This window comes from Sphaerisporangium rhizosphaerae (assembly GCF_042665155.1).
Taxonomy (GTDB): Bacteria; Actinomycetota; Actinomycetes; order Streptosporangiales; family Streptosporangiaceae; genus Sphaerisporangium; species Sphaerisporangium rhizosphaerae.
On the sequence record NZ_JBHTCG010000010.1, the window covers coordinates 206,572 to 221,921 of the forward strand.

Below are 15,350 nucleotides of genomic sequence, written 5' to 3' on the forward strand. Positions count from 1 at the left end.
GGCAGGTCACGGGGACCCGAGTGTCGCACCCCGGTCCGCCCCCGGCGCGACGAGGCCGGCTCAGGCTCCGGGGGGCAGGGGGGAGGCGGCGCGGTGGCGGGCGGCCTTGGCCATGTAGGTGTCGGGCGTGCGGGCGAAGCCCGCCCGGTCGTCGTCGGTCAGCTCGCGCACGATCTTCCCCGGCACCCCGGCGACCAGCACCCCGGCGGGGATCTTCTTGCCGGGGGTGACCACGCAGCCCGCCGCGACCAGCGAGCCCGCGCCGATCGTGGCGCCGTTCAGCACGACCGCGCCGATGCCGACCAGCGCGCCCCTCTCGACGCGGGCGCCGTGCACGACGGCGCGGTGGCCGAGGCTCACGCGGTCCTCCAGCACGGCGGGCAGGCCGGGGTCGGCGTGCAGGCAGCACAGATCTTGGATGTTGCACTCGTCGCCGACCTCGATGGCCTCGGCGTCGCCGCGCAGCACCGAGCCGTACCAGACGCTGGTGCCCCGCCCGAGCCGCACGCGGCCGACCACCACGGCCGTCGGGGCGACGTAGGCCTCGGGGTGGACGGCGGGCACGGCCTCGCCGAGCGCCGCGATGTAGGGCGCGGCCGGGGAGATCCCCGGACCGGAGAGGGGACGCTCGCTCATGTCATCGATGATCTCACGTGCGGCTCGGCCGGTTTCCCGCCTTACCGGCGGCAGGCGCTCATCAGACCGCAACAGGTCAGGCGTTCGGGTTGCGGACTTGGGCAGATGGCAGGAAAGTCGTGTCCTGACGTGACGTGACCGAAGCACGACCCCCACTCGATTCAAGACCCCCAGGGCTCAGCCATGACGAACCAGCACGACAGCTTCCCCGACATGATGCACGAGGACCTCGGCTTCGAGGTGGTGATGCGTGGATACAGCCGCCGCCAGGTGCACGATCACATGGTCCGAACGCGCAACCAGATTCGTGACCTGGAGGAACGGCTGGCACGCGCCATCGATCAGGCCGAGCAGGGCCGCGTCGAGCTCGCCGAGGCCCGCCGCCGCCTGGCCGAGGCCCCGCAGGACTACGACGAGCTCGGCCAGCGGCTGAGCCAGATCCTCAAGCTCGCCGAGGAGGAGGCGATCTCCAAGCGCGAGACGGCCGACACCGAGGCCGCCAAGGTGCGCGAGGAGGCCGCGGCCGAGGCCGAGCGCATCCTCACCGCCGCCCAGGCCGAGGCCGAGCGCCGGGTGGCCGAGGCCACCAACGCCGCCGAGCGGCTGCTGGCCCAGGCAGGGTCGGACGCCGAGGAGACCCTGGGGGCCGCGCGCGCCGAGTCCGACGAGACGCTGCGCAACGCGCGGGCCGAGGCCGACCGCGCGCTCACCGCCGCGCAGCACGAGGCCGAGCGGCTGGTGTCGGAGGCGAATGCCCAGGCCGAGGCCACGCTCGGCTCGGCCAAGGCCGAGTCCGAGGCCACGCTGAAGGCCGCGCGCGAGCGGGCGGCGTCGCTGGACGAGCACACCGGCACGAGGGTGACCTTCCTCACCGACACCCACACCGAGGTCATGCGCCGGCTCAACGAGATGGGCTCGGTGCTGACCGACCTGCTGCGGCGAGAGGGGAACGCGGGGGCGCTGATCGACGAGGCCGCCGTGCTGCCGCCCGCGCCGTCGGTGGGCTCGGCCGAGGACCTCCACCAGAGCGGGGCCCCGGCCGCCGAGGAGATCGACGCGGTCCGCGTCGTCCTGGACGACGCCGACGGTCCCGACGGCCCCGCGCGGCCGGGCGGCGCCGCCGAGGGTGAGGACGCCCCAGCGGGCCACGAGAGCGCGCAGGACGGCTCCGAGGGCGCCGGCGAGCATGACAAGGGCGACGAGCGTCACGGGCGCGACGAGGGCGGCCTGGGCGCCGAGCAGGGCCCGGCGGCCGAGCAGGGCCCCCGGGACGTCTTCGCGTCGCACTCGGGCCCGCAGGACGCCTTCGCTCCGCACGGCGGCTCGCGCGGCGGCCTCGCCGGGCACCGCGGCGACGATCAGCCGGAGGACGCCGTGTTCGGGCGCCCGGTCTTCGACGCCGACGGCGGCGTCCGGGACGCTCAGCAGAGCGTCCAGGTCGCGGCGGGGGACGATGACGCGCACGACGCCCGGCGCGGCAACGACCACGAGACCCCGAAGGGCCGCATCCGCGGCTTCTTCGAGGACTCCGACGTCCACTCCGGCGGCGGTCACCAGCGCTGAGATGGCGGAAACCTCCGCCCTCGATCGTCACCAGCGCTGAGGTGGCGGAAACCTCCGCCCCCGATCGGGTCGGAGGTTTCCGCTTCCCTCATGCCGGCGCCCGCCGATCAGCTCTCCTGGTCGGCGGCGCCGGCGGCCGTGCCCGGGTCCCCCTCGCCGGGGGCCCCGGGCGGTCCTGATCCCCACGCCGGGGAGGCGCCGGGCTCGCCGGTCCCTCCCTGGCCGGTGGTGGCCCGCGTCGGTCCCGCCTCGCCGGTGAGGCCGGACCGCTGGTCGAAGCCGGGGATGAGCCGGCGCTGTTCGAGCAGGCGCTCGCGCAGGCCGGCGGGGTCGTCGGCGTCGATGGTCATCGCGCCACCCGCGTCGCGTTCATGTTCGGTGAGCAGGTGGTGCCGGGTGGCCCACCACCTTCCCGCGTCGCTCCTCCAGATCGTCCAGTCGGGGAACTCCCGGGCGATTTCGGCGAGGTGCCGGTCGAACGACATCCCGTCCACCCTTCCCGCGGCGAGGGGCCAGGTCGGTACCTTTCCCCTTCACGTTGCGGGACATCTCTAGAGAAATCAATGTTCGGGTGGGACAGGTCAACCTAACGCTTGACATTTCCCCTTGACTCAGGCGTCGAAGTCGTACTGAAGTACGTACGACGCGGCGTCCATGATCATGGTGTTGAGCTCCACAGCCGCGCCTCCGGCGGCGTACGCGGTCCGGCAGACGACGATCACCGGCGTCCCGGCGGACAGGGAGAGGCGGGCCGCCTCCTCCGGCGCGGGCATCCGGGCGCGCACCTCCTCGGTGAAGTGCACCGGCGCGTGCCCGAGGTCGCGCAGCCGCGCGTAGACCCCGCCCGGACCGGTGTCCGGCTCCGTGATCGCCGACCCGGCGACCAGCTCGGCCGGAAAGCAGGAGGCCGCGAGCTGCACCGGCCGGCCGTCGACGGAGTAGCGCCGTCGCCGCACCCAGACCTCGTCGCAGCCGAGCGCCCGCGCGGCGTCCTCGTCCGCCGTCTCACGGGCGACCAGCAGGTCGTCCACCGCGTACGGCCGGCCGCCGGCGTCGCCGTCCCAGATGGCCCGGCCCGTCCCCCACTGCTCGCGGGACAGCCGGCGCGAGCCGTGCCTGCGGATCGGCCGGAACTGCCGCACGTACACCCCCGAGCCCCGGCGCGGCACGGCCACGCCCTCGTTGATGAGCACCGACAGCGCCTGCCGTGCCGTCGCGCGGGCGATGCCGTACTCGGCCATGAGGGCGTTCTCGCCCGGTAGGCGATCCCCATCGCGCAACTCGCCCGCCTGGATCGCCTGGCGCAGGCGATCGGCGATGCGGCGATAGATCGGGGGGTCGTGAGGTACCGGGGATTGCATCACGCTCTATCACCCTCAGTCACCAACGCGGTCCGCGTCTCCAGAGAACTTGCCCCGCCTTGTCCACGATCGCACAGATACTCAGGTTGGTCCCGTGCTTCTTTTGAGCGAATCGTGCCCGTGTGGTGATCTCCGGGGTCTTTCGTGCCTCGTTTACCGTGGACCGGTCCCGGCCGCCGTCCGGCCGGCCCGCCACGGCCGCGTCGCCAGCGCGGCCAGCACGGCGCCCGCGGTGTTGAGCAGGACGTCGTCGGCGGAGGAGACCCGGCCGAGGCGCAGGCCGTACTGCAGTGCCTCGACGGTGAGCGACAGCGCGGCGGCGAGCAGGCCGATCCGCCAGAGGGGGGCGAAGCGCGCCGAGCGGATCGGCAGCAGGGCGCCGAGCGCGGCGAACACCAGCAGATTGCCGCCGACCTGCGCGAACATCGCTCCGAACGGCCCGCGCGCCAACTCGGCGAGATCGTGCAGCGGCACCAGGCTGACGCCCGGAGCGGTGCCAGGGGTGAGGATCATCCACACCCAGGGGAGGGTCCCGGCGACGATGAACACATCGGCGTAGGCCGTCCGCGCGGGGTGGGGATGCCCCTGACGCGCCCGCCGGCGGGCGAGCAGGTGAGCCGCGGCGACGGCGGCAGGCAGCAATACAAGTGTGGCTACTACGACATATCTCCAAAGCTGCCATTCGAGCCGCATGAGGGCCATTTTCGCGGATGGCCCGCCGCGGTGGGCACCTGATCAAGGGCGCGGCGGGCGGGCCTGGGTAACAGGAAGGTGGCTCAGGAGCAAGGGACGCGCGCCCGCACTCCGGCCGTGCGAGGCCCCGCGGGCGTCACGCAGGGTGACCCGCCGGGGGTCACCCAAGGTGAGACGCGGGCGCGGCGGAGGCGTCGCCGGGCATATTGACAGCGGCTCACCCGGGACGCAGTCTGTTGCGCATAGCGAGTTCCGTTCCGTCATCATCAACTTCAGGGGTGACCGCGGTGATTCCCGCCTGCCCCCTCGCGGCGCCGTCGCGGGGCGAGGCCCACCGGCTCGACATCGGCCCAGCGGCAGCGGCCCGGCGGACGGGGAGCGGCGCGTGACCACCCCCAGCCTGCTGGCCACCCTGCCCGGCCGCTTCTACACCGACCAGGACGTCTTCGCCCTGGAGCAGCGCCGGATCTTCGAGACGATGTGGTTCTGCGCGGCCCGCGCCGACGACCTGGACGGGCCCGGGGCCTTCCGCACGGTGCAGGTGGGGCGCGAGAGCGTCATCGTCAGCCGCGCCAAGGACGGATCGGCGCGCGCGTTCCTGAACGTCTGCCGGCACCGCGGCGCCCGGCTGTGCACCGAGGAGTCCGGCCGGGTCCGCCGGGCCTTCCAGTGCCCCTACCACGCCTGGGCCTACGACCTGGACGGCACGTTGATCGCCGCCCCGAACCTCAGCACGATGCCCGACATCGACCGCGTCGAGTACGGCCTGGTCACGGCGCACGTGCGCGAATGGCTCGGATACGTGTGGGTGTGCCTGGCCGACGAGCCGCCCTCCTTCGAGCAGGACGTCCTCGGCGCGGTGGTGACCCGGCTCGGCGACCTGGCCTCGATCGAGAACTACGGGGTGGAGAAGCTGAAGGTCGGCCGCAGGATCGTCTACGACGTCCGGGCCAACTGGAAGCTCATCGTCGAGAACTTCATGGAGTGCTACCACTGCGCGACCATCCACCCCGAGCTGACCGCGGTGCTGCCGGAGTTCGCCGACGGGTACGCCGCCCAGTACTTCGTGGGCCACGGCGCCGCGTTCGGCGGCGGCGTCGAGGGGTTCACGGTGGACGGCTCGCCGGGGGTCGACCGCATTCCGACGGTGAGCCGGGAGCAGGACCGCCGCTACTACGCGATCACCATCAGGCCGCAGGTGTTCGTCAACCTCGTCCCCGACCACGCCATCGTGCACCGCATGTTCCCGCTGGCCGCCGACCGCACGGTGGTGGAGTGCGACTGGCTGTTCCTGCCGGAGGTCGTGGCCGGCGGCCGGGACATCGGGCCGTCGGTCGAGCTGTTCCACAAGGTCAACGTGCAGGACTTCGACGCGTGCGAGCGCTGCCAGCCGGCGATGGGCTCGCGGGCCTACGCGCGCGGCGGCGTCCTGGTGCCGAGCGAGCACCACATCGCCGAGTTCCACCAGTGGGTCGCCGGGCGCCTCGAGCCGCCGGGCCGGCCCGCCGGGTAGGCCCGGGGCGCCTGGGAGATGCCGAGTCTGGCCGCGTCACCGGACGAGCCGAGCGGGGCCGGCCCGGGTCAGCCGGAGTAGCCGAGCCGGTGGCTGATGTCGGCCGCGCCGCCGACCAGCACCGGGGCCACCTCGTGCATGCGCTCCTCGCTGAACCGGTAGGCGGGCCCGGACGCGCTGACCGCCGCCACGACCTCCCCGTCATAGGAGCGGACGGCGGCGGCCATGGCGTTCAGCCCGATCTCGTACTCCTCCACGGTGACGGCGTACCCGCGCGTCCTGGCCTCGGCGAGCTGGGGCAGCAGCTCGTCGGCCGAGGTGATGGTGGCGGGGGTGTAGCGCGCCAGGCCCGCCGCCGCCAGCAGCCGGTCGCGGTGGCGCTGGTCGAGGTGGGCGAGCAGCATCTTGCCGCTGGAGGTGGCGTGCAGGGGGGTGAGCTGGCCGACCCAGTTGTAGGCGGTGACCGCCGACGGGCCGCGCACCTGGTCGAGGTTGACCGCGTAGTGGGAGCGCACGACGGCGATGTTGACGGTCTCGCCGATCTCCTCGGCCAGGCGGCGGCAGACGGGGCGTCCCTGCTGGGTGAGGTCGAGCCGGGAGGCGACGCCGCCGGCCAGGCGGATGACGCCGAAGCTCAGGCGGTACTTGCCGCGGTCCTCGGCCTGTTCGACGAGGTTCCTGGCCTCCAGGGCGCCGAGCAGCCGGAAGGCGGTGGACTTGTGGACACCGATCTCGGCGGCGATCTCGCTGACGCCGGCCTCGCCGCGCTGGGAGAGGATCTCCAGCACGCTGATGGCCCGGTCGACCGACTGCACGCCGGCCGAGGATTCGTTGCCCATAGCCCCGGACTGTAGGGGGTCGGCGTACCGCCGTCCATTTACGCCGCCGCCCGACGATGGTTGCGCAGGCCGCAACCTTATGCGTCAATCGCTACAACGCAACGCGCGCCATTTCTCCGCATATGCCGGGATATTGGCGCTGAGAGCGAGACGAGGGCTTACATGTACGACTTCGTCATCGTCGGTGGTGGCTCGGCCGGATGCGTTCTCGCGAACCGGTTGTCCGCCGACCCGTCCGTCCGGGTGCTGGTCCTGGAAGCCGGACGCTCCGACTTCCCCTGGGACGTCTTCATCCACATGCCCGCCGCGCTGATGTTCCCCATCGGCAGCCGGTTCTACGACTGGAAGTACGAGTCCGAGCCCGAGCCCCACCTGAACGGCCGCCGCGTCTACCACGCGCGCGGCAAGGTGCTGGGCGGGTCGAGCAGCATCAACGGCATGATCTTCCAGCGCGGCAACCCGCTGGACTACGAGCGCTGGGCGGCCGACCCCGGAATGGAGACCTGGGACCACGCCCACTGCCTGCCCTACTTCAAGCGCATGGAGAACTGCACCGCCGACCCCGGCACGGCCTTCCGCGGCCATGACGGGCCGTTGGCGCTGGAGCGCGGCCCGGCGGACGGCCCGCTGTTCACCGCCTTCTTCGAGGCCGCGCGGCAGGCCGGGTACCCGCTCACCGACGACGTGAACGGCTACCGCCAGGAGGGCTTCGCGCCGTTCGACCGCAACATCCGCCGCGGGCGCCGCCTGTCGGCCGCGCGGGCGTACCTGCACCCGGTGAAACGGCGCCCCAACCTGACGGTCAGGACCCGGGCCCTGGTCACCCGCGTGCTGTTCGAGGGCGGGCGCGCGGTCGGCGTGGAGTGCGACGGGCGCACCGTGCGGGCCGGCGAGGTGATCCTGTGCGGCGGCGCCATCAACACCCCGCAGTTGCTCCAGCTCTCCGGCGTGGGCGACGCCGGCGAACTGCGGGCCGCGGGCGTGCGGCCCGTCCACGACCTGCCCGGCGTGGGGGAGAACCTCCAGGACCACCTGGAGGTCTACGTCCAGTACGGCTGCCGGCGGCCGGTGTCGATGCAGCCGGCGATGAAGTGGCGCAACCGGCCGTGGATCGGCGCGCGGTGGCTGTTCCTGCGCAGCGGACCGGGCGCCACCAACCACTTCGAGGCGGGCGGCTTCGTCCGGGGCAACGACGAGGTGGCCTACCCCAACCTGATGTTCCACTTCCTGCCGGTCGCGGTGCGCTACGACGGCTCCGCCCCGGCCGGCGGCCACGGCTACCAGGTGCACATCGGGCCCATGTACTCCGACGCGCGCGGCTCGGTGAAGATCAAGAGCCCCGACCCCCGGGTGCGGCCGGCGCTGCGCTTCAACTACCTGTCCACCGGCCAGGACCGCCGTGAGTGGGTCGAGGCCGTCCGGGTGGCCAGGGACATCCTCAACCAGCCGGCCATGGAGGAGTTCAACGCGGGCGAGCTGTCGCCGGGGCCGTCCGTGCGCACCGACCAGGAGATCCTCGACTGGGTCGCGCGCGACGCCGAGACCGCTCTGCACCCCTCCTGCACCGCCCGCATGGGCGTCGGGGAGGGCGCCGTGGTGGACCCGCTGAGCATGCGGGTGCACGGCCTGGAAGGACTGCGGGTCGTGGACGCCTCGGTGATGCCGTACGTGACCAACGGCAACATCTACGCGCCGGTCATGATGGTCGCCGAGAAGGCCGCCGACCTCGTGCTCGGCAACACGCCCCTGCCGCCGGAGCGGGTGGAGTTCTACCGGCACCCCGGCCGCGCCGGCGCGCCGCCCGGTCCCGCGCCCGCTCCGTCCGGATGACCAGGGCCCGATGACCAGCGCCGGGTGACCAGCGCCGGGTGACCAGCGCCGGGGTGACCAGCGCCGGGCCGGAACTCACGCGCGCGGCCGGGTGGAGGTGCGTTTTCCGGTCGCCAAGCGAAACGCGGCAAGCCTTGACCGGGGCGCGTACGGGAGGGACGATCTGTTCCTCGTTGAGCATTCTGATGCGCGATACGCAACCAGATACGCGAACGGAGAGGTCCGTGCCGGAGCCCTGTTCCGCCGTCCGTCCCCGGAAGCCGGCCCCCGCCCCTCGAACCGCGAGGTGACCATGACCGCGACGTCGCAGGCCGAGCCCTCCCCGCCCCCGGAGGCGGTGACCCTCGACGTGCGCGGCCTGTGGAAGGTCTTCGGCCCGCGGGCCGGCCGGGTGGCGGGCACGCCGCTCGCCGAGCTGTCGCGGGCGGAGCTCAAGGAGCGCACCGGCTGCGTCGCCGCGGTGCGCGACGTCTCCTTCTCCGTGCGGCGCGGCGAGGTCTTCGTCGTCATGGGCCTGTCCGGCTCGGGCAAGTCGACGCTGGTGCGCTGCCTTACCCGGCTGGTCGAGCCGACCGCCGGCGAGGTGCTGCTGGACGGGCGGGACATCCGCAAGGCCGGCGACCGGGAGCTGCGCGAGCTGCGCCGCCACCGGTTCGCCATGGTGTTCCAGCACTTCGGCCTGCTGCCGCACCGCCGGGTGCTGGACAACATCGCCTACGGCCTGGAGATCCAGGGCCAGGGCAGGCAGGGGCGCTACGCGCGCGCGACGCGGATGCTGGAGCTGGTCGGGCTGGCCGGGTACGGCGAGTCCTACCCCGACCAGCTCTCCGGCGGCATGCAACAGCGCGTGGGCCTGGCCCGCGCCCTCGCGGTGGACCCCGAGGTGCTGTTCTTCGACGAGCCGTTCTCGGCCCTCGACCCGCTGATCCGCCGCGACATGCAGAACGAGGTCGTCCGCCTGCACCGCGAGGTGGGCAAGACGATGATCTTCATCACCCACGACCTGAGCGAGGCGCTCAAGCTCGGCGACCGCATCCTGGTCATGCGCGACGGCGAGATCGTCCAGATCGGCACCCCGGACGAGGTGGTCGGGGCGCCCGCCGACGACTACGTCCGCGAGTTCGTGCGGGACGTGTCCCGCGCCGACGTGCTCACCCTGCGCTGGATCATGCGCCCGCCCGAGGACGGCGACGCGCTGGACGGCCCCGAGCTCGGGCCGGACGTCGTCATCAAGGACGCCGTGCGCACCGTCCTGCGCGCCGACCGGCCCGTGCGGGTCGTCCAGGACGGGGCGCTGCTCGGCCTGGTCGGCGGCGCCGAGATGCTGGAGGTGATCGCCGGATGAGCGCCGGCGAGGTGACCGCGCGATGACCGCGACCACGGCGCCCCGCCGCCGGCCGGCGTGGTCACGGCCGTACCTGCTGCTCGGCATCCTGGCCGTCTGGGTGGCGCTGTGGGCCGCCTTCCGCGGGCAGGCCACCCTTCCGCTGGACGGGGCCGAGCTCACCCCGCTGCACGTGCGCATCGGCCGGATCGCCGAGGCCGTCGACAACGGCCGTAACGAGAGCCCGCTGTTCCTCTACTTCGTCAACTACGTGCGGTTGTTCATCGACGACCTGGTCACCTTCGTTCAGGCGCTGATCAGCCGGCCTTCCTTCGGCCGCCCGGTGCCGGTGGTCGGCTGGCTCGGCGTCACCGGCATCGCCGGGGCGCTCACCCTGCTCTACGGCAACCTCCGGGTGGCGGCGCTGACCGTCGCCGGGTTCGTCTCCTTCGGGCTGCTCGGCCTGTGGGAGGAGAGCATGGACACGCTGGCGCTGACGCTGGCCGCCGTCCTGCTGTCGCTGGCCGCGGGCATCCCCCTCGGCGTCTGGGCCGGGCTGAGCGACCGGTTCGACCGCCTGGTCACCCCGGTACTGGACTTCATGCAGACCATGCCGACCTTCGTGTACCTGGCGCCGCTGACGCTGTTCTTCCTGATCGGGCCGGCCAGCGCCACCGTGGCCACGATGATCTACGCGATCCCGCCGGCGATCAGGATCACCTCGCACGCGATCAGGCAGGTGCCCCGCGAGAGCGTCGAGGCCGGTGTCTCGCTCGGCTCGACGTCCTGGCAGCTGCTGGCCAAGGTGCGGCTGCCACTGGCCAAGCGCACCATCATCGTCGGGGTCAACCAGACCGTCATGGCCGCGCTGTCCATGGTCACGATCGCCGCGCTCATCGACGCGCCCGGCCTGGGCAAGACGGTGCTCAAGGCGCTGGAGACGCTGGACGTCGGCACGTCGTTCAACGCCGGCCTGGCCATCGTGGTCATGGCCATCGTGCTGGACCGCGGCGTCTCGGCGGCCGGGCGCCGCGTCGAGGCGGCCCGCCGCGCCGGGCGCGCCCGCCGGCCGCTGTGGCGCAGACTCCAGGTGGCGGCCGTCGTCGCCGTCACCGCCGTGCTGGTCTACCTCTCGCACGTCTACGTGTGGGCGGCGGAGTTCCCCGGCGAGGCCGACCTCGGCTCCTACGTCCGCCGGGGCGCCGACGCCGCCGGCCGGTGGGCGCAGGCCGACCTGTACGCCACCACCAACGGCCTGAAGAACCTGATCACCTACAGCCTGCTGAACCCGTTCGAGGCGGTGCTCACCGGGTCGCCGTGGTGGCTGGTGCTGCTGGTGGTCACCGCGGTCGCGCTGGTGGTCGCCACCCCGCGCGTCGCACTCGTGTGCGCCGCCTGCCTGGCCCTGCTGGTGGCGCTCGGCCTGTGGCAGGACGCGATGGTGACGCTGGCCTCCACGCTGGTCGCCACCGTGCTGGTGATGGCGCTGGGCATCGTGGTGGGCGTGTGGATCGGCCGGGACGACCGCGCCGACCGGGTGATGCGCCCGCTGCTGGACGCCGGCCAGACCATGCCCGCGTTCGTGTACCTGGTGCCGATCCTCGGGCTGTTCGGCGCGACCCGGTTCACGGCGATCATCGCCGCGGTGGTGTACGCCGCGCCCGTGGCGATCAAGCTGGTCGCCGACGGCGTCCGGGGAGTCCCCGCCGGGGCGGTGGAGGCCGCGACGGCCGCCGGGTCGAGCACGTGGCAGATCATCTCCAAGGTGCAGGTGCCGATGGCGCGCGGCGCGGTCGCCCTGGCCGCGAGCCAGGGCCTGTGCTACGTCCTGGCCATGGTCGTGGTCGGCGGCCTGGTCGGCGCGGGCGCGCTCGGCTACGACGTCGTGTCGGGGTTCTCGCAGCTCCAGCTGCGCGGCAAGGGCCTGGCCGCGGGCCTGGCCATCGTCGTGCTCGGCACCATGCTCGCCGCGATCACCAAGGGGTCGCGGCGTCGGGGAGTTCACCAGCCGCCCGTCACGGGTGCACGGCGGCCGCTCCGCGCGGCCCTGCGATCAGGAGGACCCTGGTGAGTGTTTCGGTTTGCGGATCCGGGCGGCCGAAGGCGGCCCTGCTGCTGGCGGCGGCCGGCCTGCTCGTCTCCGCGTGCGGCGGGGCGAAGGTCGGCGAGGCCCCGGCGGCCTCGGGGGAGGCCGCCGCCCCGGCGAAGAAGGCGTGCGGCGCCGTCAACCTCGCGATCAACCCCTGGGTCGGGTACGAGGCCAACGCGGCCGTGATCGCCTACGTGGCCGAGAAGGAGCTCGGCTGCCAGGTCACCAAGAAGGACCTCAAGGAGGAGGTCGCCTGGCAGGGCTTCGCGACCGGCGAGGTCGACGCGATCGTGGAGAACTGGGGCCACGACGACCTGAAGAAGAAGTACATCGAGGACCAGAAGGTCGCCGTCGAGGCCGGCCCGACCGGCAACAAGGGCGTCATCGGCTGGTACGTGCCGCCGTGGATGGCCCAGAAGTATCCCGGCATCACCGACTACAAGAACCTGGACAAGTACGCCGGCCTGTTCACGACCTCGGAGTCCGGCGGCAAGGGGCAGCTGCTCGACGGCGACCCCTCGTTCGTCACCAACGACGCCGCGCTGGTGAAGAACCTGCATCTGAACTACAAGGTTGTCTACGCGGGCAGCGAGGCGGCGCTCATCACCGGGTTCCGGCAGGCCGAGGCGCAGCAGAAGCCCATGCTCGGCTACTTCTACGAGCCGCAGTGGTTCCTGTCGGAGGTCAAGCTCGTCAAGGTGAACCTGCCGCCCTACACCGACGGCTGCGACGCCGACGCCGCCAAGGTGGCCTGCGACTACCCGCCGTACGAGCTCGACAAGATCGTGAGCAAGAGGTTCGCCGAGTCGGGCGGCCCGGCCTACGAGCTGGTGAAGAACTTCACCTGGACCAACGACGACCAGAACCTCGTGGCCAAGTACATCTCCGAGGACAAGATGTCCGCCGAGGACGCCGCGAAGAAGTGGGTCGCCGACAACCCCGCCAAGGTGAAGGCCTGGCTGCCGACCGGCTGACCCGCTCTTGACACCCCCCAGGCCGCCGGTCACGCTTGTTGCGGAATGCGCATTCGATCTCGGCATGCGCAACAGAGGAGCGGCGTATGGCAGGCCCGCGGGTCGTGGTCATCGGAGCCGGTGTGGTGGGCGCGGCCCTGGCCGACGAGCTGTCCACGCGCGGCTGGGACGACATTACCGTGGTCGACCAGGGAGCGCTCCCGGCCGCCGGCGGGTCCAGCTCCCACGCGCCCGGCCTGGTGTTCCAGACCAACCCGTCCAAGACCATGACCGAGATGGCCCGCTACACCGTCGAGAAGCTGCTGGCGCTCGGCTGCTTCCTCCAGGTGGGCGGGCTGGAGGTGGCCACCACCCCCGCACGCCTCGCCGACCTGCGCAGGCGGCACGGCTGGGCCGCCTCCTGGGGCCTCGAAGCCCGCCTGCTCACCCCCGAGGAGTGCCTGCGGCGCCACTCGCTGCTCGACCCCGGCCGGGTGCTGGGCGGCCTGTACGTCCCGACCGACGGCATCGCCAAGGCCGTCCCCGCCGTCGAGGCGCAGCTCGCCCGCGCCCGCGAGCGCGGCGTGCGCGTCCTGGACCGGCACGAGGTGCTCGACGTGCGCGCCGAGGACGGCCGGGTGAGCGCCGTGCTCACCGACCGGGGCGAGATCCCCGCCGACGTCGTCGTGTGCTGCGCGGGCATCTGGGGCCCCAAGGTGGCCGCCATGGCCGGCATGACGCTGCCGCTCACCCCGCTCGCCCACCAGCTCGCCTGGACCGGCCCGGTCCCCGCCCTCGCCGCGAGCGAGGTGGACCGGCCGTCCAGGGAGGCGACCCGCCCGATCCTGCGCCACCAGGACGCCGACCTGTACTACCGCGAGCGGCACGACCGGCTCGCCGTCGGCTACTACGGCCACCGCCCGATGCCCGTGCGCCCCGAGGACATCCCCGCCGTCGCCGCCGCCGGGGTGATGCCCTCGGTGACCCCCTTCACCCCCGCCGACTTCGCCCCCGCGTGGGAGGAGACCCGCGCGCTGCTCCCCGCGACCCGCGAGGCCGAGATCGAGCGGGGCATCAACGGGCTGTTCTCCTTCACCACCGACAACATGCCGCTGCTCGGCGAGTCGGCCGAGGTCAAGGGCTTCTGGGTGGCCGAGGCCGTCTGGGTCACCCACTCGGCGGGCGTGGCCCGCGCCATGGCCGAATGGCTGGTCGACGGGCACTGCTCGTCGTTCGACCTGCACGAGTGCGACGTCAACCGGTTCGAGCCGCACCAACTGGCCCCCGAGTACGTCCTCACCCGCGACTGCCAGAACTTCGTCGAGGTGTACGACATCATCCACCCCCTCCAGCCGCCGGAGAACCTGCGCCCGCTGCGGGTCAGCCCCTTCCACGCGCGGCAGCGCGAGCTGGGAGCGGTCCCGCTGGAGGCCGCGGGGTGGGAGCGCCCGCAGTGGTACGCCGCCAACGCCGCACTGGCGGGGGTCGGCGACATCCCGCGGCCCGGTGACTGGGCGGCCCGCTACTGGTCCCCGATCGTGGGCGCCGAGGCCCTGGCGTCCCGGCAGGGCGTGGCGCTGTACGACATGACCGCGCTCAAACGGCTGGAGGTCGCCGGCCCCGGCGCCGCGGCGTTCCTCACCCGCCTGTCCACCGGAGAGGTCGACAAGGGGGTGGGCACCGTCACCTACTGCCTGCTGCTGGACCACGACGGCGGCATCCGCAGCGACATCACCGTCGCCCGGCTCGGCCGCGAGCTGTTCCAGGTCGGCGCCAACGGCAACCTCGACCTCGACTGGCTCCACCGCCACCTGCCCGCCGACGGCTCGGTCACCGTCAGGGACATCACCCCCGGCACGTGCTGCGTCGGCGTCTGGGGACCGCTCGCCCGCGACGTCGTCGCGCCGCTCACCACCGCCGACTTCTCCGCCGAGGGCTTCGGCTACTTCCGCGCCAAGCGCGCCTATATCGGCGCCGTGCCGGTCACCGCGCTGCGCCTGTCCTACATCGGCGAGCTGGGCTGGGAGCTCTACACGACGGCCGACATGGGCCAGAAGCTGTGGGACACGCTGTGGGAGGCCGGGCGGGCGCACGGCGTCGTCGCCGGCGGGCGCGGAGCCTTCACCAGCCTGCGCCTGGAGAAGGGCTACCGCTCCTTCGGCACCGACATGACCTACGAGCACGACCCGTACGAGGCCGGGCTCGGCTTCGCCGTCAAGACCCGCAAGCCCGGGTTCATCGGCAAGAGCGCGCTCGCCGAGCGGGAGGCGTCGGTGCGGCGCCGCCTCACCTGCCTGACCTCCGACGACCCCGCCGACGTGGTGACGGGCAAGGAGCCGGTGTACGACGGCGACTCCTGCGTGGGATACGTCACCAGCGCCGCCTACGGGTACACCGTCGGCAAGGCCGTCGCCTACGCGTGGCTGCCGGCCGAGCTGGCCGTCCCCGGCCGGCAGGTGCACATCGGCTACTTCGGCAGGCGCGTCCCGGCCGTCGTCGCGCGGGAGCCGCTGTTCGACCCCGCGATGAAACGGCTGCGCGCGTGACCC

Annotated in this window: 12 protein-coding genes; 7 read left to right on the top strand and 5 right to left on the bottom strand. The window is 72.8% G+C overall.

Features of this window, described 5'->3' with window-relative positions; all coding sequences use genetic code 11:
- Positions 1–60: 60 nt before the first annotated feature.
- Positions 61–636: a gamma carbonic anhydrase family protein gene (locus tag ACFQSB_RS17715; RefSeq protein WP_380827651.1), complete on the bottom strand. Its 576-nt coding sequence runs from the start codon at positions 634–636 to the stop codon at positions 61–63.
- Between the two features lie 183 nt (positions 637–819).
- On the opposite strand from ACFQSB_RS17715, the gene ACFQSB_RS17720 reads away from it, so the two are divergent.
- Entirely contained in the window at positions 820–2,199 is a 1,380-nt protein-coding gene (locus tag ACFQSB_RS17720; RefSeq protein ID WP_380827652.1) for a coiled-coil domain-containing protein, read from the top strand.
- Positions 2,200–2,306: 107 nt separating this feature from the next.
- On the opposite strand, the gene ACFQSB_RS17725 is transcribed toward ACFQSB_RS17720, so the two are convergent.
- The 3 genes from ACFQSB_RS17725 to ACFQSB_RS17735 form a co-directional block, all read right to left on the bottom strand.
- Positions 2,307–2,684: a hypothetical protein gene (locus tag ACFQSB_RS17725; RefSeq protein WP_354925430.1), complete on the bottom strand. Its 378-nt coding sequence runs from the start codon at positions 2,682–2,684 to the stop codon at positions 2,307–2,309.
- A gap of 126 nt (positions 2,685–2,810) precedes the next feature.
- Positions 2,811–3,560 (bottom strand): GntR family transcriptional regulator, encoded by a 750-nt coding sequence (locus ACFQSB_RS17730; protein WP_380827772.1) that lies wholly within the window; start codon positions 3,558–3,560, stop codon positions 2,811–2,813.
- 153 nt (positions 3,561–3,713) lie between these two features.
- Positions 3,714–4,253: a VanZ family protein gene (locus tag ACFQSB_RS17735; RefSeq protein ID WP_380827653.1), complete on the bottom strand. Its 540-nt coding sequence runs from the start codon at positions 4,251–4,253 to the stop codon at positions 3,714–3,716.
- A gap of 385 nt (positions 4,254–4,638) precedes the next feature.
- Here ACFQSB_RS17735 and ACFQSB_RS17740 point away from each other — a divergent pair, with 385 nt between their 5' ends.
- The gene (locus ACFQSB_RS17740; RefSeq protein WP_380827654.1) at positions 4,639–5,766 is read left to right on the top strand and encodes an aromatic ring-hydroxylating oxygenase subunit alpha; all 1,128 of its coding nucleotides are present in this window, start codon (positions 4,639–4,641) and stop codon (positions 5,764–5,766) included.
- 68 nt (positions 5,767–5,834) lie between these two features.
- On the opposite strand, the gene ACFQSB_RS17745 is transcribed toward ACFQSB_RS17740, so the two are convergent.
- The gene (locus ACFQSB_RS17745) at positions 5,835–6,605 is read right to left on the bottom strand and encodes an IclR family transcriptional regulator (RefSeq protein WP_380827655.1); all 771 of its coding nucleotides are present in this window, start codon (positions 6,603–6,605) and stop codon (positions 5,835–5,837) included.
- Positions 6,606–6,767: 162 nt separating this feature from the next.
- On the opposite strand from ACFQSB_RS17745, the gene betA reads away from it, so the two are divergent.
- The 5 genes from betA (at position 6,768) to ACFQSB_RS17770 (ending at position 15,347) form a co-directional block, all read left to right on the top strand.
- On the top strand, positions 6,768–8,435 hold the full coding sequence (gene betA / locus ACFQSB_RS17750; RefSeq protein ID WP_380827656.1) for a choline dehydrogenase: 1,668 nt from the start codon (positions 6,768–6,770) through the stop codon (positions 8,433–8,435).
- Between the two features lie 292 nt (positions 8,436–8,727).
- Positions 8,728–9,780 (top strand): quaternary amine ABC transporter ATP-binding protein, encoded by a 1,053-nt coding sequence (locus tag ACFQSB_RS17755; RefSeq protein ID WP_380827658.1) that lies wholly within the window; start codon positions 8,728–8,730, stop codon positions 9,778–9,780.
- A gap of 22 nt (positions 9,781–9,802) precedes the next feature.
- Positions 9,803–11,830, top strand: a complete 2,028-nt coding sequence (locus ACFQSB_RS17760; protein WP_380827659.1) for an ABC transporter permease subunit — start codon at positions 9,803–9,805, stop codon at positions 11,828–11,830.
- A complete protein-coding gene (locus ACFQSB_RS17765) occupies positions 11,827–12,822 on the top strand; it encodes an ABC transporter substrate-binding protein (RefSeq protein WP_380827660.1) in 996 nt (331 codons plus the stop codon). The genes ACFQSB_RS17760 and ACFQSB_RS17765 overlap by 4 nt, the downstream gene beginning before the upstream one ends.
- 86 nt (positions 12,823–12,908) lie before the next feature.
- Positions 12,909–15,347, top strand: a complete 2,439-nt coding sequence (locus ACFQSB_RS17770; protein WP_380827662.1) for a GcvT family protein — start codon at positions 12,909–12,911, stop codon at positions 15,345–15,347.
- The last annotated feature ends 3 nt before the right edge of the window (positions 15,348–15,350 follow it).